The organism is Halalkalibacterium halodurans, from assembly GCF_005671335.1.
Taxonomy (GTDB): domain Bacteria; phylum Bacillota; class Bacilli; order Bacillales; family Bacillaceae_D; genus Halalkalibacterium; species Halalkalibacterium halodurans.
This window is the reverse complement of sequence record NZ_CP040441.1, coordinates 2,114,161-2,137,955: the sequence shown is the minus strand read 5'-3', so window position 1 is coordinate 2,137,955 and position 23,795 is coordinate 2,114,161. Positions and strand designations below refer to the sequence as shown.

Sequence of the window (23,795 nt, the reverse complement as noted above, 5' to 3'; positions counted from 1 at the left end):
AAGGGGCATTTGCCCCACTAGCCGATTGATTTGATGCATTTTCCTTTTAAATAATTCAAAATGACGTGAGCGGCTGCCCGGCTCGTCATCTCACGAAAGTCAAGGGTAGGATCGACTTCCACAATATCCATCCCTTGTACGAGCGAGTCCTTTCCTAAATGAAAGATTCCTTGTAACAATGTTGTGCTATCCATCCCGCCCGGGCTGATCGCAGGACAGCCGGGAGCGTGGGCTTGATCGAGCACATCCATGTCAACCGAAACATAGATAACATCTACGCTCCTCTTCAATTTTGCCACCGCTTCATCTAGAATCGTCAGGATGCCACGGGCGTTTACATCTTTCATCGTGTACACTTTGACCCTGTGCTTTTCTGCGTATTTTCTATAAGGATAGCTATTCGAAAAATCGCGGATTCCGACTTGGACGAGATGTTCTCCTACAAGCGATCCAGTTTCGAGTAAGCTGCGAAACGGAGTTCCATTGCATGGCCCGCCATCTTCTAAATTGCGTAAATCATGGTGCGCATCGAATTGGATGACGCCAACGGTTCCTTTTGCACTTGCGAACGCCTTAATACTCGGGAAGCTAATCGAGTGATCGCCTCCTAGAACGATTGGCTGCCAATTCGGCTCATTTTCTAGCAGCTTTGTCATCGTTTCTTCGATCCGAGCCTGCGAGCCAACAATATCGGTCACGTGCATCGTAATGTCGCCAAGGTCTGGTAGCTTTAACTGTGCTAAGTCCAGATCTTCCTCCACAGAATAGGTAGAATAGGCATGTAAGCATTTACGAATAACTGTCGGGGCGAACGAAGCGCCAGAGTGGCTAATTGATGATTTAGATAATGGGGCCCCGATTAATCCGAATCCGTCAATTCTCTTTCCATCCCACGGATAAAAAATCTCTCCTGCTTTTGTCACATGGCGATCCACAAAAGGAGCATTTGCTTTATCGAGAAATGGATAGCCCTTCAAACGCTCTTCTCCTCTCATACACAACCTCCCCTTTTTTCCATACTGAATGCACGTGATTGACGCCGTAATGATATGGTACATAGTAATAATTTTTAGCGTCCCAAACCACTACATCTGCCGCGCGTCCGACCGCTAGTTGACCGGCTGTATCCCCTCGGCCAATGGCATGGGCACCGTTCACCGTCACCGCATGCCAAATCTCTTCTGGTGTCATTTTTAACCGTAAAGCGGCGATGGACATTATCAGCTGGAGGTTTTCCGTCGGGGAACTTCCCGGATTAAAATCAGTTGAAATGGTCACCGCTAATCCTTGATCGATCATGTCCCTTGCTCGTGCGTACGTATCTTTTCCTAAATAAAACGTTGTCCCTGGCAGCAGGCATGCTATCGTTCCTGCAACGGCCATTTTTTGAATGCCTTGATCTGAAGCGCCAACAAGATGATCGGCTGAAATGGCTCCAAGCTCCCCTGCAAGCTCAGCTCCTCCAAGTGGATCGATCTCATCAGCATGTAGCTTTAAACCAAATCCTTTTTCCTTTGCTTTTTGTAAAAACGTTCGAGATTGTTCAACAGTAAATACGCCCGTTTCCGTGAAGATGTCGACGAATTCGGCGAGATTCTGTTCTTTGATTTCACCAAGCATATCTGCCATTTCATCAAGAAAGCGATCAGGATCATTTCGATGGGATGTCGGGATCGCATGAGCTCCTAGAAACGTAGAGACGATATCGATTGGATGTTGCTCTCCAACAGCTTTAGCTGCACGTAATTGTTTCCATTCTGTTTCCCGGTCGAGACCGTAGCCACTCTTTGCCTCAATTGTCGTCACTCCGTATGAAAGCATGCGATTGAGGTGACAGATTGCTTTAGTGATCAGTTCCTCTTCCGAAGCGGCCCGTGTGGCTTCCACGGTCGCGAGGATTCCTCCTCCGTTTTTCAAGATTTCAAGGTAAGGAACACCTTGTTGCTTTAACGCCATTTCGTGCTCCCGTGACCCTCCGAAAATAAGGTGGGTGTGGGGATCAACAAGGCCCGGTGTGACGAGCTTTCCTTGGCAATCGATCATTTGATTGGCTGTAAACGTATCTGCTTCCACCATCGTCCCGATAAAGGCTACCTTGCCGTCGCGTATTCCGAGAGCTGCATGTTCCAATAGCTGCAGCTCACTCATCTCCTTCCCTCTTTTCGGTCCTTTACTTTCCATTGGCAATAGCTGGCCAATGTTAACGAGTAATGTATCAAAATGCTGAACCATTAAACTCCCTCCTCATTTTTGTCCTCCATTGGAATCATGACACCTTTTTCCCGCGCCACTTGTTTTGCCAGCTCATAACCCGCATCCGCGTGTCGAATGATGCCCATTCCCGGATCTGTTGTAAGCACACGACGCAATCGTTTTTCGGCATTCTCTGTTCCGTCCGCAACAACAACCATTCCAGCATGTAACGAATAGCCCATTCCAACCCCGCCGCCATGATGAACGGATATCCAGCTTCCCCCTGCAGCAGTGTTAATTAAAGCATTTAAGATCGCCCAATCCCCAACAGCATCACTGCCGTCCTTCATCGCTTCCGTTTCTCGGTTAGGCGAAGCAACCGAACCACAATCAAGATGATCCCGACCAATGACAATCGGTGCCTTAAGTTCTCCATTGCGAACAAGCCGGTTGATTTCAAGTCCCATTTTCATTCGCTCGCCGTACCCGAGCCAACAAATTCGAGCTGGAAGTCCTTGAAACGCGACTTTTTCTTGCGCTATGTCGATCCAACGAATTAAAGCTTCGTTCTCAGGAAACAGTTCCTTGATTAAACGATCAGTCCGGTAGATGTCCTCTGGGTCTCCTGACAGAGCAGCCCAACGGAACGGCCCTTTCCCTTCACAAAACAATGGTCGAATATAAGCTGGCACAAATCCTGGGAAAGCGAACGCCTCTTCTAATCCTTCATCTTTTGCTACTTGACGGATGTTGTTCCCATAATCAAAGACAATCGCCCCTCGTCGTTGAAACGCAAGCATCGCTTCCACGTGCTTTTTCATGCTCTGTTTGGCTAGCGCCATATACCGTTGTGGGTTTTCTTTTCGCAGAAGCTCAGCTCCCTCTAACGAGTGCCCTTCAGGAACGTAGCCGTTCAATGGATCATGAGCCGATGTTTGATCGGTGACTACGTCTACTTCGACTCCCCGTCGTAAAATTTCATGGTGAAGGTGGGCAGCATTTCCAACAAGTCCAATAGAGAGCGGTTCACCTTTAGCCTTTGCTTCGCTTGCCCAAGCCAATGCCTGATCGAGTGATTCGGTGATTCGATCGGTGTACTTTGTTGCGATTCGCTTCTCAATCCGTGATCGATCCACATCCACACCGATGACGACGCCTCCATTCATCGTAACAGCAAGCGGCTGAGCCCCACCCATGCCTCCAAGTCCTGCTGTTAACGTGAGCGTTCCTTTTAAACTTCCCCCGAAGTGTTGTCTCGCCAGTTCAGCAAACGTCTCATACGTCCCTTGTAATATCCCTTGCGACCCGATATAGATCCAGCTTCCTGCCGTCATTTGTCCGTACATCATAAGCCCTTGTTTCTCAAGCTCATTGAAATGCTCCCAATGGGCCCACTTTGGCACTAGAACAGAATTTGATAACAAGACGCGCGGCGCCTGCTCATGGGTTTTGAACCGCCCAACTGGTTTACCAGATTGAATCAAAAGGGTCTCATCCTTCTCTAACGTTCGTAGCTGCTCGACGATCGCTTCGAAGGCAGCCCAGTTGCGAGCGGCTTTTCCAATCCCACCATAAACAATTAACTCGTCAGGTTTTTCCGCTACTTCAGGGTCCAAATTGTTGTAAAGCATCCGTAACACCGCTTCTTGTTCCCAGCCTTTGCATTCTAGCTCTATACCTTTCTTTGCTTGGATCATACGTTTTGTTTCCTTTACCATCATCAAAGCCTCCCTTTTAGTAGTGATTGGTCCTTTCCTTTTCACGCATTTTTGTGAAATCCCAACTGCCATCCTTCAGCCATTTAGCAGCGCGTTCAATATCTTTGGCAAACATTCGATCCTGATCAATATAAGGAACGTGCTCTCTTCCTTTTTCTAGTATGTTTTTCGTGAAACTAGCCATCTTTTCCCGGCCGCGAATGTCAACCGCCTGCATGGCACAAATCAATTCAATCGCAAGAACGTTACGGACATTTTGGATGATTTGATAAGCGTGACGAGATCCGATCGTCCCCATGCTGACATGGTCTTCTTGATTAGCAGAGGATGGGATCGAATCGACGCTTGCTGGATGGGCTAACGTCTTGTTTTCAGAGACAAGTGAAGCCGCACAATATTGCAAGATCATGACCCCTGACTGAACGCCAGGTGCCGCACTTAAAAATGGCGGCAAGTCATTTAATTGAGGGTTCACTAAACGCTCGATACGGCGCTCGGAAATGTTGGCAAGCTCAGCCATGGCGATTCCTAAAAAGTCCATGGCCAAGGCAATTGGCTGCCCATGAAAATTTCCGCCAGAGATCACTTTTTGACCATTATCAAAGATTAATGGATTGTCGGTCGCTGCATTCATCTCAATTTCTAGCTTTTCCTTCACATAGCGCAACGTTTGCCACGTGGCACCATGGACTTGGGGGATGCAACGCAGCGAGTACGCATCCTGGACTCGGAGCTCTCCTTGCCTAGTCGTTAATTGACTGTCTTGAAGATAGGACTCCATCCTTCGAGCGACGTCGACTTGCTCGACATAGCCGCGAGCGAAATGAATTTGTTCATCAAAGGCGTCGATGATGCCACGTAATCCTTCCATTGTTAAAGAGGCGATGATTTCCGATTGAAAGGCCAGCTTCTCCGCTTCCAAATAAGCAATCACCCCCATTGCTGTCATCGCTTGTGTCCCATTGATCAAGGCGAGCCCCTCCTTTGCAGTTAACGTAATCGGCTCAATCTCTTCTTCCTTTAAGGCGAAGCTTGCCTTCGTTTTCGTGCCTTTGTAAAACACTTCTCCTTCTCCTAGGAGTACGAGGGCTAAGTGAGACAACGGGGCTAAATCACCGCTCGCTCCAAGTGACCCTTGCTGGGGAATAACGGGATGAATATTTGCATTCACAAGGGCGAGAAGTCGTTCAATCACAAGGGGCCTTACGCCAGAAAATCCTTTTAGTAGGGCATTGGCCCGAAGAACGAGCATGGTTCGGCTTACTGTTTCTGGGAACGGGGGCCCTACACCGCAAGCATGAGAATAGATCAAGTTGTGCTGCAAATTCTCCACATCGTCTGGATCGATGAAAATATCGCTAAACTTCCCAAACCCGGTCGTAATCCCATAAATAATTTTTTCGTCTGCGACGATTTGTTCGACTGCTTTTCGACTCTGTTTTACCTTCTCCATACTTTCATCTGAAGCTCCTACCGTCTCACCTTCATAAATGATTCGATGCAAATCATGAAGGGATAAGGAGCGTCCATCTAACAACTTCAAGTTCGTCACCTTCCTCCACTTATGCCCTTGTTTAGACACAAAAAGGGGCTATACCAAAGAATCATCAAGATCCTTAGATATAGCCCCCTCATGTCTAATCACTCTGGGCAAATTAAATATGGTTGATGCCTAATCCAATTGTTTCATGCTCTTGACCTTTGATCGGAGCACCGATTGTTCCATAAAGGGCAACCGCGATCCACTCTCCTTCGGCTTCCTCCTTGTAAGGCTTGCCGCGGACAATGGCGAACCGTAATCCAACCGTTCGCTGAAATGAACCTAATTGGACTTGCCCCCTTGTGACTCCGTGCAATGCTTCGATAATTGCGTGGTACAAGGCATGGGCTTCTCGGTAAACCCCTTCACGGATGAATCCATTTTTCTTCGCTGCCGTCTCAATCGCAGCAACAATCTTATTTGACTCCATGGACCCAACTCGACCGATACAAGATTGATAGTCTGATGACAGAATGCTCGCTTCAACAATGCCAGGTTCTTCACTGACCGCTAGTAAAATCGCGAGCTGACCGATGCGATGACTTTTATGTTTGGACAAGAAGGTTCCACCTCTAATAACTAATAACTGCTTTTATTGTAAGCGCTTTAAGTTAGAGGTGTCAACAAAAATTTAGAGGATTTACGTTTTTTTGTTAAATGTAAACACCCCTCGCAACTTAATGAAAGGGGCGTTCGTCTTACCGCTTAACCGGACAATTTGCCATCCTTAAATTCCCGCATCCAATGGCGGTGCTGGGCAATGGCGTGGATCATTTCATCAGTAAATGCCTTAAAATCTTTATCTGTTTGAATTGTAATAATCCCTAGGTCGTTCACAACATGATCGTTCGAATCAGGACCTGCGAATGTAATTCCTTGAACTTGTGCAGCTATTAGTAGTTCAATGCCTTCATTTGTAGCTCCGATTGTTTTCGCATGTTTAAATGCTTCATCAACAAAGGTTTTCGATTCACTGTACAAATTGAGGCTACTAATGGATTGGGCACCACCGCCGATGTAAAGTGCGTCGTACATGATGGCACCGGTAGTGGCGAAGCTTTTGTTTGCTTCTAGTTGCTCCCCTTCAGCGCTGGAAATCATCCCTAACTGCTTACTCACGAGATCTACTCCGAGACCAGCGGATTGTAGCGCAGTGACCACTTGTGACACCTCGTCGAAAGCAAAGCCATGATCAATTAGAACGGCCACTTTTCGCGTTCTTGCCAGTTTGATCGTATTTTCTTGACTGACGGCTGGAGATGACGCTGTTACTCCCGTTCCCCCAGGTGTGGTCGGAGGGTTGACACCGATTCCTTTCGCGATCTCTGCCGCTAACTTTCCATCGACTTGATTAAACATCTCAACAACACGTTGTTTGAGGTTTTTATCCTTTACACTTCCGACTTCAAAATGGAACGCCTTGATCAGGTGTTGTTTTTCCGCTGTCGACAAACTGTTCCAAAACAAAGTGGCTTGGCTGAAATGATCGTTAAAGCTCTCACTGCGCCTGCGAATTTTTTGTCCTTCGACCTTTTCCATATAATGAACGTATCCGTGTTCTTGATCCGATGCTGGTTCAGGCGAGTTATTGCGAAGCGTATTTGGCGAGTAGCTAACAGCCCCCTTGTCAATCGTCATCCGATGGAATCCATCTCGCTGGTTGTTGTTGACAGGGGCAATTGGTCGATTGATCGGGATTTCGTGAAAGTTCGGACCACTTAAGCGAAGCAGTTGGGTGTCAAGATAAGAGAAAAGCCGACCTTGTAAGAGCGGGTCATTGCTGAAATCAATCCCTGGGACGACATTCCCTGCATGAAATGCGACTTGTTCGGTTTCGGCGAAGAAATTGTCCTGATTTCGATTCAATGTCATTTTCCCGATAAGCTTTACCGGAACCATTTCCTCTGGCCAAAACTTCGTCGGATCAAGGATATCGAAATCAAACGAAAACTCATCTTCTTCCTCAATCATTTGCACGCCTAACTCGTATTCAGGGTATTCTCCCATGTTAATCGCTTCCCACAAATCGCGACGATGGAAGTCAGGATCTTTCCCGGCAAGCTTTTGCGCTTCATCCCAAACGAGCGAATGAACTCCGAGCTTCGGCTTCCAATGGAATTTTACGAATCGGGCCTTCCCTTGTTCGTTCACGAACCGGAACGTGTTGACGCCAAACCCTTCCATCATTCGAAAGCTGCGCGGGATTGCTCTGTCTGAAAGGAGCCACATAATCATATGAGCGGTTTCTGTGTTGCTAACGACAAAATCCCAGAACGTGTCGTGCGCTGCAGAAGCTTGCGGGATTTCATTGTGCGGTTCAGGTTTTAAGGCGTGAACCACATCTGGGAACTTAATAGCGTCCTGAATAAAAAAGATCGGGATGTTGTTTGCTACTAGGTCATAGTTTCCGTCCTCTGTGTAAAACTTCGTCGCAAATCCCCTTACGTCACGAACCGTATCGGCTGACCCGCGCGAACCGACCACTGTAGAAAAACGGACAAACACCGGTGTCTTTACATTAGGGTCCTGTAAAAATGATGCTTTCGTATATTCGGTCATTGGCTCATACACTTGAAAGTAGCCGTGGGCACCGAAACCTCGCGCATGAACGACACGCTCAGGAATCCGTTCATGATCAAAATGAGTCATTTTTTCCCGAAAATGGAAGTCTTCCATTAAGGTAGGGCCTCGATCCCCTGCTTTAAGGGAATCGTCCGTGTCAGATACTCTCACCCCTTGATTCGTTGTGAGCTTCGTGTTTTTGTGATCCACCTTGAATGGTTCTAGCTGTTCATTCTTCTTATTTTCAGATGATTCGGTTCCTTGTTGGTCTTTGTCCACTCCACTTTCCTCCAATCTGTTTTTACGTACATGAAATGATGTACATATCGTACTGGAAATTTTTATGACAACCTTAGTTTGTCGCTGACTTAAGGTTCTATACGATAAAATTGTAAAAAAGAGGACGTCTTTCCTGATTAAGACCTGTTTGACCTGTATTGCAATAGCTTTTCAATCACTCTCGCAATGATCCTTATTTCATTCTTGACTTACATCTCGAAGTAAAATTTCATTCAGTAAGAGGTCTCTTTTCCTTCCCACTGAACGTGGTGTATGTAGTCTGTGGGGAAAGAGGTTCTTTAGCCTAGTTAAACAGGTTAAAAAAAGAAAGAGGCTGGGACAAAACCCGGTAAATAAAAAATAGAGAGGCACTCATCCCAATAAGTTTGGGTGGGTGTCTCTCTTTCCTTTTTATGCTCTGCTAAACTTTGTTGTTGATTTTCGCTACAGGATGCTCGCTTGCCTCGGGCATTGCCTCAGCTTCCTCGGGAAAACCGCCCTGCGGGATCTTCGCCGAATGCTTTTCCCGAAGGCGTCTCGCTCCTTTCGCTACAATCAACTAATTTGTTGAAACCTAAAGGACACCTTCTGGTAAAATTAAAGTAACCACACAATAACTTACCGGGGGTGTCCTTATGTTTAAATATTATAACATGGATCAAGTGATTTTGCCGTTAGATTTAGAAGTAAAGCTTCAGGAAAAGGATATTGCCTACACTGTAAATGACCTCGTGGAACAGATTCCTGATGAAGCCTTCGCCAGTTTTTTGCGTGACACGGGCAGCCCTGCTTACCATCCACGAATGATGATGAAAGTGATTTTATGTGCTTACACACAATCTGTTTTCTCCGGAAGAAAAATGGAAGCATTACTCAAGGATAGTATTCGTATGATGTGGCTGGCTCAAGGATACGAACCGAGTTACCGTACCATCAATCGCTTTCGTGTCCACGAAGACGTAAAAGAACTACTACGTCAGTGCTTCGTCCAATTTCGTTGCCAGCTTGTGCAGGAAAAATTGATAGAGGAAGAAGCTATCTTTATTGACGGGACGAAGATCGAAGCGAACGCCAATAAATTTACGTTTGTTTGGCGCAAAGCGACGGAAAAATACAGTGCAGCTTTGGTGGAGAAATCCAATCAAATGTATGATGAATTGCTGGAAAAGGAAATTATTCCGGTAATAGAACGGGAAGATCAGGAAGAACTATCTCCTAAAGAACTCCACGAGGTCGTGCAAAAGCTTGACGAGAAAGTGGAGGAATTTGATAAAAAAATTAAAGAAAGTGCAGAAGTAGAGGAACGTAAACAACTACGTTCGGAACGCAAAAGATCGAAACAGTACCTCAAACAGTTCAAAGATTTTTTGGCCCGCAAACAAAAATACCAAAACGACATGTCCATATTCGGAGAGCGTAACAGTTATTCCAAGACGGATCCGGATGCCACTTTTATGCGAATGAAAGATGATTACATGAAGAACGGCCAGCTAAAAGCAGGATATAATGTGCAAATTGCGACAGAAGGGCAATATACGCTTGCATTTGATGTCTTCGCAAATCCAACAGATACACGCACGCTTATTCCTTTTCTGGATAAGATTGAGGAACACTTCTTTAAGCTGCCCCAGTACATTGTCGCTGATGCAGGGTATGGTAGTGAACAGAATTATGAAGATGTAATGAATCGGGAGTGCACTCCACTTATCACGTATAATATGTACCGTAAGGAGAAGAAAAAAAGATATAAAAATAACGACTTTCACTCTGCCAATTGGGAATATGACGAGGAAACAGATTCTTTTACATGTCCAAACGGGCAAAAGTTGACGTTCCGTTACCTATCGAATCGGAAAGATAAAAGTGGTTTTACACGAGCATTTAAAGTCTACGAGTGTGAGGATTGTTCAGGTTGCCCATTCCGTTCCCAATGCACCAAGGCTAAAGAAGGCCATAATCGAAAAATACACTACAATGAAAAATGGGAACAGCAAAAGGAATCCATCAGACAAAAGCTTTCAGAAGAGAAAACGGGCGAAATCTACGGTAAACGTAAGATTGATGTGGAACCAGTCTTCGGATTTTTGAAGGCTAATTTGGGTTTCACTCGTATGTCAGTGAGAGGAAAAGAGAAGGTAAAAAATGAATTAGGTTTTGCATTCATGGCGGTGAACTTGAGAAAGTACACCGCCATGAGCAGTTAATAGGACAACAGATGACCAAAAATACAACTAAAAAGGGTCCAAACATCTTATTTTGATGGTCGGCCCTTTCTACAATTACTTCTTAGTTAGATTTGTCCCAGCCTCTTGTCAAACAAACGTTATTGTTGGCTTTGTTGCTGTTGTTGCGCTTGGGTTAGCTGTTGTGTCGCCTGTTGTAACAGTTGCTGAACCTGCTGAAATTGTTGCTGTTGGGCAGGTTGTGCGCTTGTTTGCGCTTGCTGTACGAGCTGAGCGGCTTGGTTTAACTGTTGCTGCGCTTGCTGAATCGCTTGAGGATTTGCTTGTTGTGTTGCTTGCTGGATGGCTTGTTGCGCCTGTTGAATCGCTTGTTCTGCTTGTTGCGCCGCTTGTTGGGCTTGCTGGTTTTGTTGCATGTTTGATCGACCTCCTCATGATGATTGTTGCTGTTTCATCGTTAGTATGTAACCTTCCGTAGTCATGCATACCCTTTATTCTCGGGAGCCATTTTTTAATTGATCTTGGACCGCTTTTACTGCCTCCTCAATTTCTTGGTAACCTGTGCAACGACATATGTTCGATTCTAACCAATCCTTGATGACGGTATCGTCTGCCGTCGGGTATTTTTGCAAGAGTGTATGGCAATTGATAATAAACCCCGGTGTACAGTACCCGCATTGGAAGGCGAACTTCTCAATGAACGCTCCTTGCACTAGCGTACCTTTTAAGCCTTCAATCGTTGTGATTTTTTTCCGACAGCCTCTACGGCTAGCATTAAGCACGCTTTCATTGTTTCCCCATCCACCTCGATGGTACATGTGCCGCAATCTCCATTTAAGCAACCTGGCTTCGCTCCTGTTAACCCTAATGGCTCACGCAATACATCTAACAATAGATCGGCATTTCTCACATAAACCGTTCGCTGTTCGTTGTTTACGTCTAATGTGATTTCTGTTTTATACATGACCTTCGCCCTCCAACTCATTCAATACATCAGTCAATGTGTTTTTTAGGACAAACGTTCGGTACTCGGATGATCCATGCACGTCATTTACAATCGGCGCCGGCACTTGCTCAATCGATTTTTCAATCCGTTGTTCTGTAGATAATTGATGATCATTTAACCATTGCTCCATGGTTTGATCTCGAAACGGAAAAGCGCAAAGCCCGCTAAACGCATGCGGAAATTCCTTCAGATCAATGATGGCACCTGATTTTAGTTGGTTGACTCGCCCTAGCGTAATGAGTTCGGTAGCGCCCGAAACATACATCGGGTCTTTCCCCGCTTGATCCAACGATTGAAATAATGTTGTCGCTTCTATGACGGAGGCTGGTTTGTAATATTCAAATTCAAACGAAATCATGAGGAGGACCGCCTTTTCTCTTGCCAAATGAGCTCCGGAGTTAATGGCAGCTGATTGAGATCCACACCTGCAGCAAGTGACAGACTGTTGGCCAATGCTGCCGGCATGCCGATTAAGCCGTGTTCACCGATGCCACGCCCACCATAGGGTCCATCAATATGGGGAGTCTCGACAAAATCCACTATATATTCAGGGTGGTCACCATAACGAAACGGTGTATAGGTTCGCAGGCGAGGATTTAACACTTGACCATCCTCATTGAACACGAATGTCTCACTGCTACCAAAGTTTAACCCCATGCTCATCGCCCCCATTACTTGCCCTTTTGCCGCCTTTTCATTTAACACTCTTCCGATATCGATTACGGCGTAAGCCTTCAAAATTTTATACGTATAGTCTCGCAGGTCAAATTCCACTTCTACCCCTTGGGCACCAACAGCATATTCAGGTCCAGGCTTTCCGACCCCAGTATCATGCTCCAGGTGGGTGATGTGCCTTAATGTGTAGTGACCTCTTCCAACAATCGGTGCCCCGATGGCGTAACCACTCGGGTATTTATAGCCATGACAAATATCGGAGACTTTAATAAATGTGTCAGGTTCATCACGAACGTACACCCTCTCATTTCCAACTTCTAAATCCTCAGGGGAGCAGATGAGAACCCGTGAGGCCAAATCCTTTAATTGACGAATGACGTCGTCTGCAGCATGTAATAACGCCCTTCCCGCCATTAACGTCCCTCTACTTGCCACGGTTTTCCAATGCTCTGGCATCGATTGGGTGTCTACTTCCATTTTGACGTGGATCTTATCCACATCCATGCTCAACTTTTCTGCAAGTAATTGAGCTAGGATTGTTTTTGTCCCTGTCCCGATTTCAACTAGACCCGATAGGACGTTGATGCTTCCGTCTGCATTAAAGATTAGGACAACACCGGAGCTTGCCTGTGAATCAATTGTTGATGTTTTCCAAAGACAGCTTACGCCTTTCACCCGTATTTTTCGGTCATTAATTGGAATAACTTGGCCTTCTGTCCAATTCATTAACGTTTTCAATTTATTGATACACTGCGGCAAGTCTCCGACAGTGCTTTGATTTAATCGCATTTGCGTCGGGGTTGTATGCCCTGGTAAGATGGCATTTTTTAGCCGTATTTCTAATGGATCTATTCCCAATTTTCGCGCTAGTTGATCCATCGCTCGCTCGAAAACAAATAGTAGCTCAGAGTGACTGAACCCTCTGTAAGCTGTCGCATACGGATGGTTTGTATAGACACAAAGGGAATCGCACCAAATGTTTTCGATGTGATATGGGCCTGTACAAGTGACAGCCGCCGCTCGGCTGATCGTCGCCCCTTTATCAGAATAGGCCCCTGTATCAAACTTGTACAAGATTTCGGCTGCTTTTAAAAATCCATCTTTTGATGCTCCTAGTTTGATATCTGCTTCGAGCCCGATGTGCACGGGCGATGTAATCATATCCTCCTCCCGTGTATTTAAAAGTTTCACCTTTCTTCCACCGACTGCGAGCGTTGCCATATAAGCAATGAGTTCAAGTTGGACCGCTACCTTCCCGCCATAGCCCCCTCCTACTAACGGAGTGTGCACAATCACGCTCCCTTCATCAATCTCAAAGTATTTTTTCATTAACTTTTTGATGATATAGGGTGATTGGGTCGATGAGGTAAAGACAACTTTCCCGTCTGGGCAGATTTCCGCTGTAACACAGCGAGTTTCCATCGCGATATGGTCCGAGGGTGAAAACGAAAAGTGAGCATTGACCGTCACATCACTTTGCGCCCAGCCTTCTTCTATGTTTCCTTTGCGGATTTTTGTATGGTCTGCTATGTTGCTGTTTGCTTCAGGATATACATGTTCAATCCGTTCATAGGTTTCGACATGGTCATGAACCAACACCGCGTTGGGATGAAGCGCATCGGTGACCGAGTTCACAACGGGAAGGGGTTCATAGGTAACCTTAACCTGTTCCGCTGCTTTTTTTGCTTGCACAGGATCATCTGCAACAACCGCCGCGACAGGCTCCCCGTGGTAGCGTACTTTATGATAGGCGATCGGAGGGCGATCTTGTAGTTCTTCTCCAGTAAGAGGAAATGGCTGTCCGATGACAATTCGCCGAACACCCGGTACTTGATAGGCTTCGGTTAAGTCAATATCTTTTATGAGTGCATGGGCATAAGGGCTTGTGACAAGCTTGATATGTAGCATCTCGGATGTCGCCCAGTCTGCCGTATATTTTGCAGCCCCCTGTCACTTTTGCCATTGCCTCTTTACGATAAATGCTTTTTCCAATACTTCGACTCATCATAAAGCACCTCTGAAAAACAAGTTTTTCCAAACAAAAAGGTTCATTTTGTTAGTATTGCTTATTAACGAAAACCCATTCGCATACTTTGGGGATGATTTGCTATTGAATAAAAATAGACGTTTTATTCATCCTAATAGCAAAATTGTTCGTAAGGAGTTCACCCTTTATGTCAAATAACAATGACATCATTTCACCAGAAATGTTAGTGTTAATTATTACAGCAACAGTGATTGGCACCATCGCTCGGCTTCTGACTATTAAATTAGACTATCGGCAATATCCGAATTATCCGAATGGATACCTTATTCATGTCGTCACAGGCGGGCTAGCCTCCGCATTAGGGGCTATTGTCATTCCGACATTAATGGCAAAGGCTTTGCTGCTGTGACCTTTCTTGCGTTAGCCATTCAGTATTTCCGTGACGTGCGAAAAACCGAACGGGAAAGCTTGCTAGATCTTGAAGGTGATGAATTTGCAAGACGTGGAGATGCATACATCGATGGGATTGCAAAAATCTTCGAAGCGCGAAACTATATCGCCATGCTTGTTTCGTTTACAACAGCCTTGACAATTCAGCTACTTCAAGAGTTTTTAGACGTTTCTAGATGGGTTGAAATTTTCGTTGGGGCCGCGGTCGGTTTGAGTCTATTTTATTTGCTGAAGCGCTTTACGGAGCGGCAAAAAATCGGGGACATCGCGTCAGTGACAGAAGGGCTTATGGAAATTAAAGGATCAGACCTTTATGTGGATGGTATGTTCGTCTCTCATTTAATGGGGAGAGAGGAAGCAAAACAATGGTTTTTAGAGGATGGGCTTGCAGCTGTCATACATCCAAACCATGAACACTATCAAATTCCTCTCCTTAACAGTGGACAACGGCAAGTTATCTTATGTTCGAGGTGAAACAGATGGAATGGGCTCAGGATATTCCTACGGTATTAGGTCGAGTCGCCATGATCTTGCCTTTGCTATTAGTCGTTACCCTATTTATGGGGAGACGCTCAATTTCAGAACTTCCCGTCTTCGATTACATTGTGTTTTTAGTACTGGGATCGGTCGTTGGGGCAGATTTGGCAGACCCGGACGTCAAACATCTTCCAACGGTGATTGCCATACTTGCGATTGCTCTTCTTCAAAAAGCTGTGGCAACGTCACTGATTAGCTTTGATCGCTTCCGCAAATTAATCACCTTTCCTCCTACGATCGTCATCCAAAACGGGCAATTTCTTGAGCAGAACTTAATAAAAAACATACGCTATACAGTCGATAATATCCTGTCCATGCTGCGCCAGCAAAATGTTTTTGATGTATCCTTGGTCGAGCTTGGAATCATTGAGGCTAACGGTGATTTAAGCATACAGATGAAATCATCGCACGTCCCAGTCACAAGAAAGGATTTTCAGTTACCACCCGAAAAAGGGACGATTGCCTACCCCATTATTGTGGAAGGAACGGTTCAAAAGCAAGTGCTACACAACTTAGGCTTAACGGAAGACTGGCTGCATCAAACGTTAAAGCAACTTGGCTATCACAATATTTCCGATATATTTTTTGGATCCATCAACGAAACTCATAACATGCACATCTCCCTTTACTCACATCATATTGCACCTAAACATCCGGTTCTTCGCTAGCAGTGATCGTATCTAATCATCATTTAACATTTGGAAAGAATGAAATCTCGACTTCCGCACAACCTTAGTATAAAAAGTAAGGAGTTTTTATATATATAATGATGATTAGTTTGATTAAAAAAGTGCTTCACCACAGCATCCGAATTGAACATTGGAAAATCATCTTCTTTGGAATTCTGTTTATTTTCATTAGCTCATTTGTGATTCATTGGATTGAACCTGAAGAGTTTAAAAGCCCTTATATCGGATTTTGGTTCGTTATGACAACGGTATCCCAAGTTGGTTTAGGAGATTACATTCCAGAGACCGTTGCAGGAAGATGATTCACGACTGTGATTTACCTTTTTGGTATTAGTTTTTTTGCGGTGATGATTGCGAAATGGATCGATTTTATTCAAAAGTATGAGGAGTTAAAGGAGGACAACACGATGGTCTATCAAGGCAAAAATCATGTCGTGATGATCACCTGGTCTGAGAAGGCAAAACTCTCCATTATGGAAATTCTAAACGAAAAGAAGACAACGGATATCGTCGTAATCGATAAGCTGGAAGAGGCTCCGATTGACGATGACAACGTTTATTATGTAAAAGGCGATCCAAGTAAGGTTGAAATTCTTGATAAAGCGAATGTACTGGAAGCAAAGTCGGTTTGTCTTTTTGCCTCCGACTACCCGGTTGACGTAACAGCTGAAGATGGAAAGGTATTGTTAATCGCGTCAACCATTAAACAGATGGCCAAAATGAAAAATACTGATCCGTACATTGTGTGTGAAATTTTAGACGAAGATCACATAAACAATGGCCATGCTGATTGGGTCGATGACTACATTTTATCCCACAAACCGTTCTCCAAATTGATTGCAGCAACCGCTCTTTCTGAGAAATGAATGTTACGCAAAAAATCTATGACTAAGTGGAAGATGTCTCCACCATGTGTGCTGATAGCTCATGAAAGAGTTGATCCATTTGCTTTGCATGCGCTTTAAATTGCTCCTTCGTTTTAGCATCTGTCACCTGCATGGAAATTTGGATGAGATCGGCTTGCAATTGTTTAATGTTTGCTGCCATTAACAATTTTTGTTTCACTTCAGGCATGTTTGATTGTTGATCATTGTATAAATCGACATAGACGTTCCCTTTTGAATCAATTTGGGCAAGAAAAACATCCTCAAATCGTTTTGCCCCTTGCTTTGTCACTTCTGCGAGCAACCATTCTTTCGTATATCCATAATCTTGCAAACTTTTTTCGAGCACATTCCCAGCAATCATGACAATTTGCGGAGAATGGTCTAGCTCGATCACTAGTCCAGCATCCTTTGGGGTGAGCGGTTGAACATTGCTTTTTTTCATAACACTTATGAGTCCGCTTTTCTCCATTACAGCAGATTCAACGTCATCAAGTTTAAACGCATCCTTTTGTCTAAGGTGAATCATTAGCTCATCAACGGTTAAGTTTTCCTTTTTCAAGTTTTCTTCAAGGATGTTTCCATTTTCGATTAAAACCGTTGGTTCACCTTCGGATAAAGAACGGAAGCGAAAAGATTTTAATTCAAGCTTTGACAAAACCATCGGAAAGATCGCCCAGATGATCATTCCAAATAAAGTGTTCGACATTCTTACATGTGGACTAAACGTTAGTTGCGCAGCAATGTTACCAATTGTAATGCCTACGATGTATTCATAATACGTCATATCGGTGATATGCTTTTTTCCCATTATCCGCACTAATATAAATAAAACAATAAAAGCAACGACTCCTCGAATAAAAACATTCCCTAAATCAGTCATCTGTTTCCTCCCTCTTTAAAAAAAGGCGATTTTTTGTTTATTATGGGGCAAACTAATGGAAGTCATACTTCTCTATTAATCGAGGGAGGAATCTGAATGGGAAAATATGTATACATCGTAACAGCAGCTCTTCTTTTGACATTATTGTCAGGCTGTAATGTGGGAGACTTATTTAAGACGAAAAATGATGAGCTTCTTTTTGATCAAGTAATGGAATTGCAGCAGCAAATTGAACATCAGAAATGGGAAGAAGCCCTTGCAAACATTGAAAATTTTGAAGCGCACTATGCCAATCAAAAATGGAAAATGCAACTTCTAGGAGAGCTCGAAGACTACCAAGACATTGAGTTAGAGATCGAACGATTGAAAGTGAGTGTGCAAGAACAGGATGAGTACGAGTGCATGCTTGGGTTGAAACAAATCCAGTATCGCTTGGCGGTTATTTATACGATTTAGAGCGATTGCTGACTTCGCTTTGAAGTATTTCAAAGACGAAGTCTAATCAACGCTCATGATACAAAAGCTTAAAAATGCATTTTAAGTCCTTCGTGAGAAGCTTTAAAGCCTAGCTGCTCATAAAAACGCAAAGCGTCGGGACGCTGTTTATCTGTTGTCAGTTGAATGAGGTGGCAGCCTCGTTCCTTTGCTCGCTCGATTGCCCAACATACCAATTGGCTCCCGATTCCTTGGCCGCGTGCAGCTGAATGAGTTCTTACCCCTTCAATCGTTGCTCGCCAGCTCCCTTGATACGTAAGGTATGGGGTAAATGTTACTTGCAACATACCGACGATCTCTTCCCCATTACAAGCGACAATTAACTCATTATTCTTATCTTTTTTAATTTCTTTAAATGCGCGGACGTAGCTTACTGGTAGTGGCTTTTCATAACGCTCCCGTTTACGGCCTAACACGTCATCAGCGAGCATATGAACCATTTGCTCTAAGTCTCCCTCTGTCGCTTCACGAATAGTAACATGAATATTCAATTTCATTCCCCCTTTCTTTCATTGTATCGAATTTTATTTATAATAAAATTTAGGATTATTTATGAATTTTGATTATATTTTCTTATCATTCTAATGATAGTCGAAAAGAATTCCCGTGTATGGCAATTTTCCCATTTTAAAGCATGATTTTTTAAATTCGCCTTAGGGATCGCATTCCTCGGCTTAACAAGTGCACTATATTTTAATCCTATCTCAACCGCTTTTGGCATCCAATCTTTTGAAAGCCAAGCTTCATCTTCCTGAACAATAACAGACTGCTCTCTTGAATCAATCAGCAATTTTTTTCCCCTTTTCTGTTTCAATAATTCAAGAGCTTTGTCGTTAATTTTTTTAAACTGTTTTCCCTGGGCAAATCCTTTCCATCTTAGAACCACGGCTTTTAAGGCTGGGTCCCAGTATACCTGAGCTTGAGATGTTTGATAATAAACATTCACAATCCTCTGCCTCACTTTCTGTACATTGAAAAATCGTCAACGGTAGGTAAAACCTTTTGTTGTTTACGAAATTCTGATGGACTTAACCCTGTCTCTCGTTTAAATATACGACTGAGATAACTAGGATCTTCAAAACCAACAACATAGGCTATATCTTTAATTGTTAATCCTAGATTTTCTAACAACAACTCTTTTGTTGCCTCTAATCGAAGTTTCACAATATATTTTGCTGGAGATATCCCTTTATAACGACTGAAAATTTTACTTAAATATGAAGGAACCAGTCCGAACCGTTGAGATAATGTTTGATGATTAATCGGTTCGGGAAAATGCTCATCGATATACGCTTCAATCTCTTGAGCTAGCAAGTCGTTGTCATGATGTTGACCCTCAACAATGTCTTTTGCTACGGCTGCAAATAAATCGATCATTCGACAAGTCGATCGATACAAGTCATCGTAATCCAATGCACGTAGCATGGCATCACTCAAGTCTGCGTAAAATAAATCTAGTGTGTAGGATGAAGAGCAATGAAAGACTTGCTGGATTTTAATCAAGATCCCCATTAGCTGTCTAGCTAGATAGTTTTGCTGCGGCTTTGTTTCTTGCCACTGAACGAAAAGCCCATACAACACATTCTTGACAAGTTTTAGATCTCTTTGCTCAAGAGCAAAAGCGAATTCTTTTTCAAAAATCGGATCAGGAGCCGGATCAGCTACTGTACGTTCAAGATCAGCTAGAGAAAAACAGTCAGAAACAGCTAAGCGAATATGCTTGATCAAGACCATTCTTAACATTTTAGTTAATTCACGTACTTCATCAAATGAGTGAAATAAATTACTGTGACTAATCGTAACGTTCATACCTTGGTTTAAGAGGTTGCCGACAAGTTCTATCCAATGTTGAACCGAATGATCTTTCTGCTGTTGATAAAATGAAATCATGAGCCATTTTTCTGAGGGCGTTGCCCCATCCACTATAGTACATTCAGCAATTCCTTTTAACTGTACAGATAAGCGTTCTTGCCAATCACTTTGTTTCCAAAAGACTTGTGCCGGAATCTCTTTGCTTTGGTCAAACGATGAAACTAATTCAGCGCAGCACAATACCAGTAAATGATGACGATAGCGGTGGCTATTTGTAAACGAAACACCCGTTCCAAGATCTCCATGTATTAAAGAACGTACAAAGGTTTCATAACAGTTTTCCTGTTTCTGCACAATTTCTTGAAACATTTCATGTAGTACATTTTTCAAAACGATTTCTGGAGCTGAATGTTTACTACTTTGTTCCGTTTTCATTATTTCATCATTAAAGTTCTTTCGATTTCTTAAAAGGACGGTTTGTGTTTTCGGATGCTGTTTTTGTATGGTTTGAATCAGATCCATGTTGTTCTGAAGCGGTAAATCTGTTTCGTCAATCAATATAATTGTAAACAAATCTTTTACAAGTTGCAGCATTTTTTGATCCGAATCTGAAATCGCTAAACGGCTAAATTGGTTTTGCGCTGAAACAATGATGGATTTAAGACGGTCGGCGAATGTTGCATCCTCAGTCGCAATGATGACGTGTATCAATGTTTTCCTCCTCATTTTCAACCGACGTCCTGAATCAAAAATCGACAGATACTTATTCGCTCAGCATTTCACATGTATCAAGAACTGGATTTTTCTGTAATAATAACACCATCCTTTAAAAGTCAAGAAGATTTATTTAATAGAAAAATCAGTCGCCCAGGTACTATCGGTTATTTCCTCAATCTATAGTAGTTTCAACGTATTTCTTTGTCAATTTCAACCGTTTTAGTATGTTTTATTTGTCTTTTCGCGTCCACCCTTGATCTTCTTTACTTTTAAGGTCTTTTGCCTCATTTTAAAATCAGATCAAAAGAACTACACGAAAAAAGATCACACTCATTTGATTGGTGATCTTTTCTTAGCTAGCGGAAGGCGTGCTGCTGTTCCTTCACTAAAAGCAACATCTGCTCCACAATCTCATTGGAAGCATTTGGCTTTTTTAGTTTTCTCGCATTTTCGATCATCGGACCAAAGCACGCTTCTTCGTAAAGAACTCGCTTGATTGTTGTAGGAATTTCCTTGCTTCCCTTTACCCTTAGCGCTGCGCCAGCGTCAATTAAAAATTTTGCGTTGTGTTCCTCATGACCAGGCACTGGCTGGTGAATGATAATTGGCGTCTCACACACTAATGATTCAGCCATCGTTAAGCCCCCGGCCTTAGACAAAATCGCATCGCTTGCTTTGAGGTATAGTAAAAATTTATCGGTAAACTCGATTACTTTTAATTCGTGTTTGCTTTTGATTCGTGAAATTTTTTCTTTCACCTGGTAATTGTGACCAATCATACATAACAGTTGAATGGGCTCGGGTAAACATTCAAGGGCGCGGATCACTTGAGCGTAATTGGTTAAGCCAATGCCCCCTCCTGCAATAATCAACACTTTACGTTGAGGGTCTAATCCTAGATCGTTCCTCACTTTCCATTTCGGTTGATCGATTGATTCCAGATTAGGAATCGGGATACCCGTTGGAAAGAAGCGATCATCGGATACGTTGTTCAATTTCGCAAAGTCGGTAAAGTTCGGATCACTTGTAAAGTAGCCATCAATTTCAGGGCGGAGATAGGCTGGGTGAAGAACGAAATCGGTAATCACTGTATATAACGGCAGATTTAACTGCTTCTTGCTTTTTAAACGAACGAGAAAGGCGGTGACAAACGGATGGGTGGAAACTAAAAAGGAACACCGGTTGCTTTTCACAGTCGCATGGAGGCTTTCTACAAAGAAAGTAGCAAACTGATCTAAAAACAAAAACAACGGATATTTTTCCGCTTGAAAGTAAATCTTTTGCCAGATCCTTGGACCCACCTTAAGCAAGTTTACATAGCTCGTAAGCATAAATTTGTGTAAGGCCGGACTTAACGAATAAAACGTATCAATGATTTCTGGTTGATATCCTTTGTTTTGAAACTCCACTTGAAGGGCTTTGGCAGCCTGGTTATGTCCATTGCCTATAGAAGCGGAAAATATCAATGGTCCTCGTTCCATTTTCATTTCCTCTCTTTCAAAGATGTCGAAGCCATGATCGTCCTTATATATTGTGACAAAGGGGCGTGTGAATCATTCAATGGATTGTTGCTCAATTCCTTCCATTCATCTTCAAAGAAATCGCATCACGATAAGCAACAAAAGTATAAATTTGGCGGAGTTTATCATACTAAGTGACAACTTACATTTTTCGATCAAAGGAAGGTTGACATGTCTGAGAACAATCCACGTGAACATGTGATCATGATGATGCTTGATACATTAATGGACGAACCTCTACAACGGGCGTTAGAGGAAGAGTCATTGCCGGCATTACAGTTTTTCATGGAGAAAGCAAACCATTATTATCCTGATGTCGTTGCTCCTTTTCCAACGATGTCTGTCAATGTGGAAAGTACGTTTATCACTGGCCACTATTCAGATCAGCATCACATCCCCGCGTTAGCTTGGTTTAATCAAAAAGAACAGCGAATTATTAATTATGGAACCCATGTCATAGAACAGATGAAGCTCGGTTTATCAAGGTGTGTATATGACACGTTTTATCGTTTAAACAACGAGCATTTAAACCCTAATGTTACAACGATTTATGAAGACCTCTATCAAGAAGGGAAGACAGCCGCTTCGGTCAATGCGCTCGTTTATCGAGGGTCTGTTGAAAATGAGTTAAAGCTACCTCGCTTGCTCCGCTTGTTTGTTCCGTTAGATCGGACCATCCCAACCAAAGGCCCTTCGCACTTTGTGTACGGGAAGTTTTCAAAAATGAGCCCATGGACAAAATACAGTCATGTTTGGAATAAATACGGTTTTAACAACCACTTTTCCATACAGGAATTTACCTATTTTGTTGAACAGGACATGATCCCCCACTTCTCTATCGTCTATTTGCCCGATCATGATAAGCGCGTTCATAAGCATGGCCGAATGGACCTAAAAGGCATAAAGCAAATGGACGAACAACTACAGCAACTGTTAAACGCGTTTTCTTCTTGGGAAGAAGCCCTTGAGCGCAACATTTGGATTCTTATGGGTGATAACGGTCAAGCGACGGTTGGCGAAAACAAAGAGCAGGCACTAGTGGATCTCCGTCGCCTTCTGGAGCCTTGGAAAATCACAAAGTTAAGAAAAGGTGTGCAGCCTGATGACCAAATCGTACTCGGGATGAATTTACGTTCTTGCTTTGTCTACTCCTTGCATCCAGACGTTCTCCCATTAGACGAAATTGCGAAAAAACTACAATCTGACGCTCGAATTGAAGTCATCGCGTGGAAAGAGCAAGAGTGGATTCACGTTATTTCTGGAGATAAACAAGGCACGCTGCGATTTAAGGAAAATGGAAACGTAAAAGACGTATATGAGCAGATGTGGACGATTGAAGGCGACACCACCGTCCTTGATTTGAATGTAAATGGGTCGAACCTGTCGTTTGGCGAGTATCCTGACGCCTTAAAAAGGCTTCATAGCTGCCTTCACTCTCATGACGGTGATTTTGTTGTTTGCGCGACAAAGCCAGGCCATGAATTTATCGGAGAAAGTACCCCCCATCATGAAAACGGAGCAAGCCATGGTGGCTTTCATAACGATGACTCCCTTATTCCGTTACTCGTGGCGGGAACCGAGTCTCAGCCACCGTTTTTGCGAATTGTCGATTTGAAAACGTGGATTTTGCAATTGACGAGGGAACTAAAAGAAAGGAGTGAATAA

At 43.5% G+C, this 23,795-nt stretch carries 19 protein-coding genes and 3 pseudogenes; 7 read left to right on the top strand and 15 right to left on the bottom strand.

Annotated features, from left to right (window positions below):
- Window positions 1-17: 17 nt before the first annotated feature.
- The 6 genes from hutG to FED51_RS10410 all read right to left on the bottom strand — a co-directional run bounded on the left by hutG (window position 18) and on the right by FED51_RS10410 (window position 8,292).
- Entirely contained in the window at window positions 18-995 is a 978-nt protein-coding gene (gene hutG / locus FED51_RS10435) for a formimidoylglutamase (RefSeq protein WP_420810277.1), read from the bottom strand.
- Window positions 952-2,232, bottom strand: a complete 1,281-nt coding sequence (gene hutI / locus FED51_RS10430; RefSeq protein WP_053431171.1) for an imidazolonepropionase — start codon at window positions 2,230-2,232, stop codon at window positions 952-954. The genes hutG and hutI overlap by 44 nt, the downstream gene beginning before the upstream one ends.
- Window positions 2,232-3,890, bottom strand: a complete 1,659-nt coding sequence (gene hutU / locus FED51_RS10425; protein WP_420810280.1) for a urocanate hydratase — start codon at window positions 3,888-3,890, stop codon at window positions 2,232-2,234. The genes hutI and hutU overlap by 1 nt, the downstream gene beginning before the upstream one ends.
- Window positions 3,891-3,927: 37 nt before the next feature.
- Complete coding sequence (gene hutH / locus FED51_RS10420) at window positions 3,928-5,454, bottom strand: histidine ammonia-lyase (RefSeq protein WP_053431976.1); 1,527 nt, start codon at window positions 5,452-5,454, stop codon at window positions 3,928-3,930.
- 112 nt (window positions 5,455-5,566) lie between these two features.
- Complete coding sequence (gene hutP, locus FED51_RS10415; protein ID WP_010898139.1) at window positions 5,567-6,010, bottom strand: histidine utilization transcription antiterminator HutP; 444 nt, start codon at window positions 6,008-6,010, stop codon at window positions 5,567-5,569.
- A 146-nt stretch (window positions 6,011-6,156) separates the two neighbouring features.
- Window positions 6,157-8,292: a catalase gene (locus tag FED51_RS10410; RefSeq protein ID WP_010898138.1), complete on the bottom strand. Its 2,136-nt coding sequence runs from the start codon at window positions 8,290-8,292 to the stop codon at window positions 6,157-6,159.
- Between the two features lie 635 nt (window positions 8,293-8,927).
- Here FED51_RS10410 and FED51_RS10405 point away from each other — a divergent pair.
- Window positions 8,928-10,496: an IS1182 family transposase gene (locus tag FED51_RS10405; protein WP_138090473.1), complete on the top strand. Its 1,569-nt coding sequence runs from the start codon at window positions 8,928-8,930 to the stop codon at window positions 10,494-10,496.
- Window positions 10,497-10,615: 119 nt separating this feature from the next.
- Here FED51_RS10405 and FED51_RS10400 read toward each other — a convergent pair whose 3' ends face one another.
- The 4 genes and pseudogenes from FED51_RS10400 to FED51_RS10385 all read right to left on the bottom strand — a co-directional run bounded on the left by FED51_RS10400 (window position 10,616) and on the right by FED51_RS10385 (window position 14,161).
- Window positions 10,616-10,891, bottom strand: a complete 276-nt coding sequence (locus FED51_RS10400) for a hypothetical protein (RefSeq protein ID WP_010898137.1) — start codon at window positions 10,889-10,891, stop codon at window positions 10,616-10,618.
- A 75-nt stretch (window positions 10,892-10,966) separates the two neighbouring features.
- Window positions 10,967-11,439 (bottom strand): annotated as a pseudogene (locus tag FED51_RS10395) ((2Fe-2S)-binding protein).
- The gene (locus FED51_RS10390; protein ID WP_053431173.1) at window positions 11,432-11,839 is read right to left on the bottom strand and encodes an FAD binding domain-containing protein; all 408 of its coding nucleotides are present in this window, start codon (window positions 11,837-11,839) and stop codon (window positions 11,432-11,434) included. Before FED51_RS10390 ends, FED51_RS10395 begins: the two are co-directional and overlap by 8 nt.
- Window positions 11,836-14,161 (bottom strand): annotated as a pseudogene (locus tag FED51_RS10385) (xanthine dehydrogenase family protein molybdopterin-binding subunit). Before FED51_RS10385 ends, FED51_RS10390 begins: the two are co-directional and overlap by 4 nt.
- A gap of 169 nt (window positions 14,162-14,330) precedes the next feature.
- On the opposite strand from FED51_RS10385, the pseudogene FED51_RS10380 reads away from it, so the two are divergent.
- From FED51_RS10380 to FED51_RS10365, 4 genes and pseudogenes are all read left to right on the top strand, one after another.
- Window positions 14,331-15,067 (top strand): annotated as a pseudogene (locus tag FED51_RS10380) (YIEGIA domain-containing protein).
- A gap of 5 nt (window positions 15,068-15,072) precedes the next feature.
- Window positions 15,073-15,798: a DUF421 domain-containing protein gene (locus tag FED51_RS10375; RefSeq protein ID WP_053431174.1), complete on the top strand. Its 726-nt coding sequence runs from the start codon at window positions 15,073-15,075 to the stop codon at window positions 15,796-15,798.
- Window positions 15,799-15,896: 98 nt separating this feature from the next.
- The gene (locus tag FED51_RS10370) at window positions 15,897-16,121 is read left to right on the top strand and encodes a potassium channel family protein (RefSeq protein ID WP_053431175.1); all 225 of its coding nucleotides are present in this window, start codon (window positions 15,897-15,899) and stop codon (window positions 16,119-16,121) included.
- A gap of 105 nt (window positions 16,122-16,226) precedes the next feature.
- The gene (locus FED51_RS10365) at window positions 16,227-16,685 is read left to right on the top strand and encodes a TrkA-related ion transporter (protein ID WP_175414318.1); all 459 of its coding nucleotides are present in this window, start codon (window positions 16,227-16,229) and stop codon (window positions 16,683-16,685) included.
- Window positions 16,686-16,707: 22 nt separating this feature from the next.
- On the opposite strand, the gene FED51_RS10360 is transcribed toward FED51_RS10365, so the two are convergent.
- Window positions 16,708-17,586, bottom strand: coding sequence for a DUF421 domain-containing protein (locus FED51_RS10360; RefSeq protein WP_053431177.1), 879 nt, complete (start codon window positions 17,584-17,586; stop codon window positions 16,708-16,710).
- Window positions 17,587-17,682: 96 nt separating this feature from the next.
- On the opposite strand from FED51_RS10360, the gene FED51_RS10355 reads away from it, so the two are divergent.
- Window positions 17,683-18,042, top strand: a complete 360-nt coding sequence (locus FED51_RS10355; protein ID WP_053431178.1) for a DUF4363 family protein — start codon at window positions 17,683-17,685, stop codon at window positions 18,040-18,042.
- A gap of 68 nt (window positions 18,043-18,110) precedes the next feature.
- Here FED51_RS10355 and FED51_RS10350 read toward each other — a convergent pair whose 3' ends face one another.
- The 4 genes from FED51_RS10350 to FED51_RS10335 form a co-directional block, all read right to left on the bottom strand.
- The gene (locus tag FED51_RS10350) at window positions 18,111-18,578 is read right to left on the bottom strand and encodes a GNAT family N-acetyltransferase (RefSeq protein WP_041820556.1); all 468 of its coding nucleotides are present in this window, start codon (window positions 18,576-18,578) and stop codon (window positions 18,111-18,113) included.
- 53 nt (window positions 18,579-18,631) lie between these two features.
- The gene (locus tag FED51_RS10345) at window positions 18,632-19,027 is read right to left on the bottom strand and encodes a hypothetical protein (protein WP_053431179.1); all 396 of its coding nucleotides are present in this window, start codon (window positions 19,025-19,027) and stop codon (window positions 18,632-18,634) included.
- A gap of 11 nt (window positions 19,028-19,038) precedes the next feature.
- Window positions 19,039-20,604 carry an AraC family transcriptional regulator gene (locus FED51_RS10340; RefSeq protein WP_053431180.1) on the bottom strand — a complete coding sequence of 522 codons (1,566 nt, stop codon included), beginning with the start codon at window positions 20,602-20,604 and terminating at the stop codon, window positions 19,039-19,041.
- Between the two features lie 362 nt (window positions 20,605-20,966).
- Window positions 20,967-22,091 (bottom strand): MGDG synthase family glycosyltransferase, encoded by a 1,125-nt coding sequence (locus FED51_RS10335; RefSeq protein WP_053431181.1) that lies wholly within the window; start codon window positions 22,089-22,091, stop codon window positions 20,967-20,969.
- Between the two features lie 210 nt (window positions 22,092-22,301).
- On the opposite strand from FED51_RS10335, the gene FED51_RS10330 reads away from it, so the two are divergent.
- A complete protein-coding gene (locus tag FED51_RS10330) occupies window positions 22,302-23,795 on the top strand; it encodes an alkaline phosphatase family protein (RefSeq protein ID WP_053431182.1) in 1,494 nt (497 codons plus the stop codon).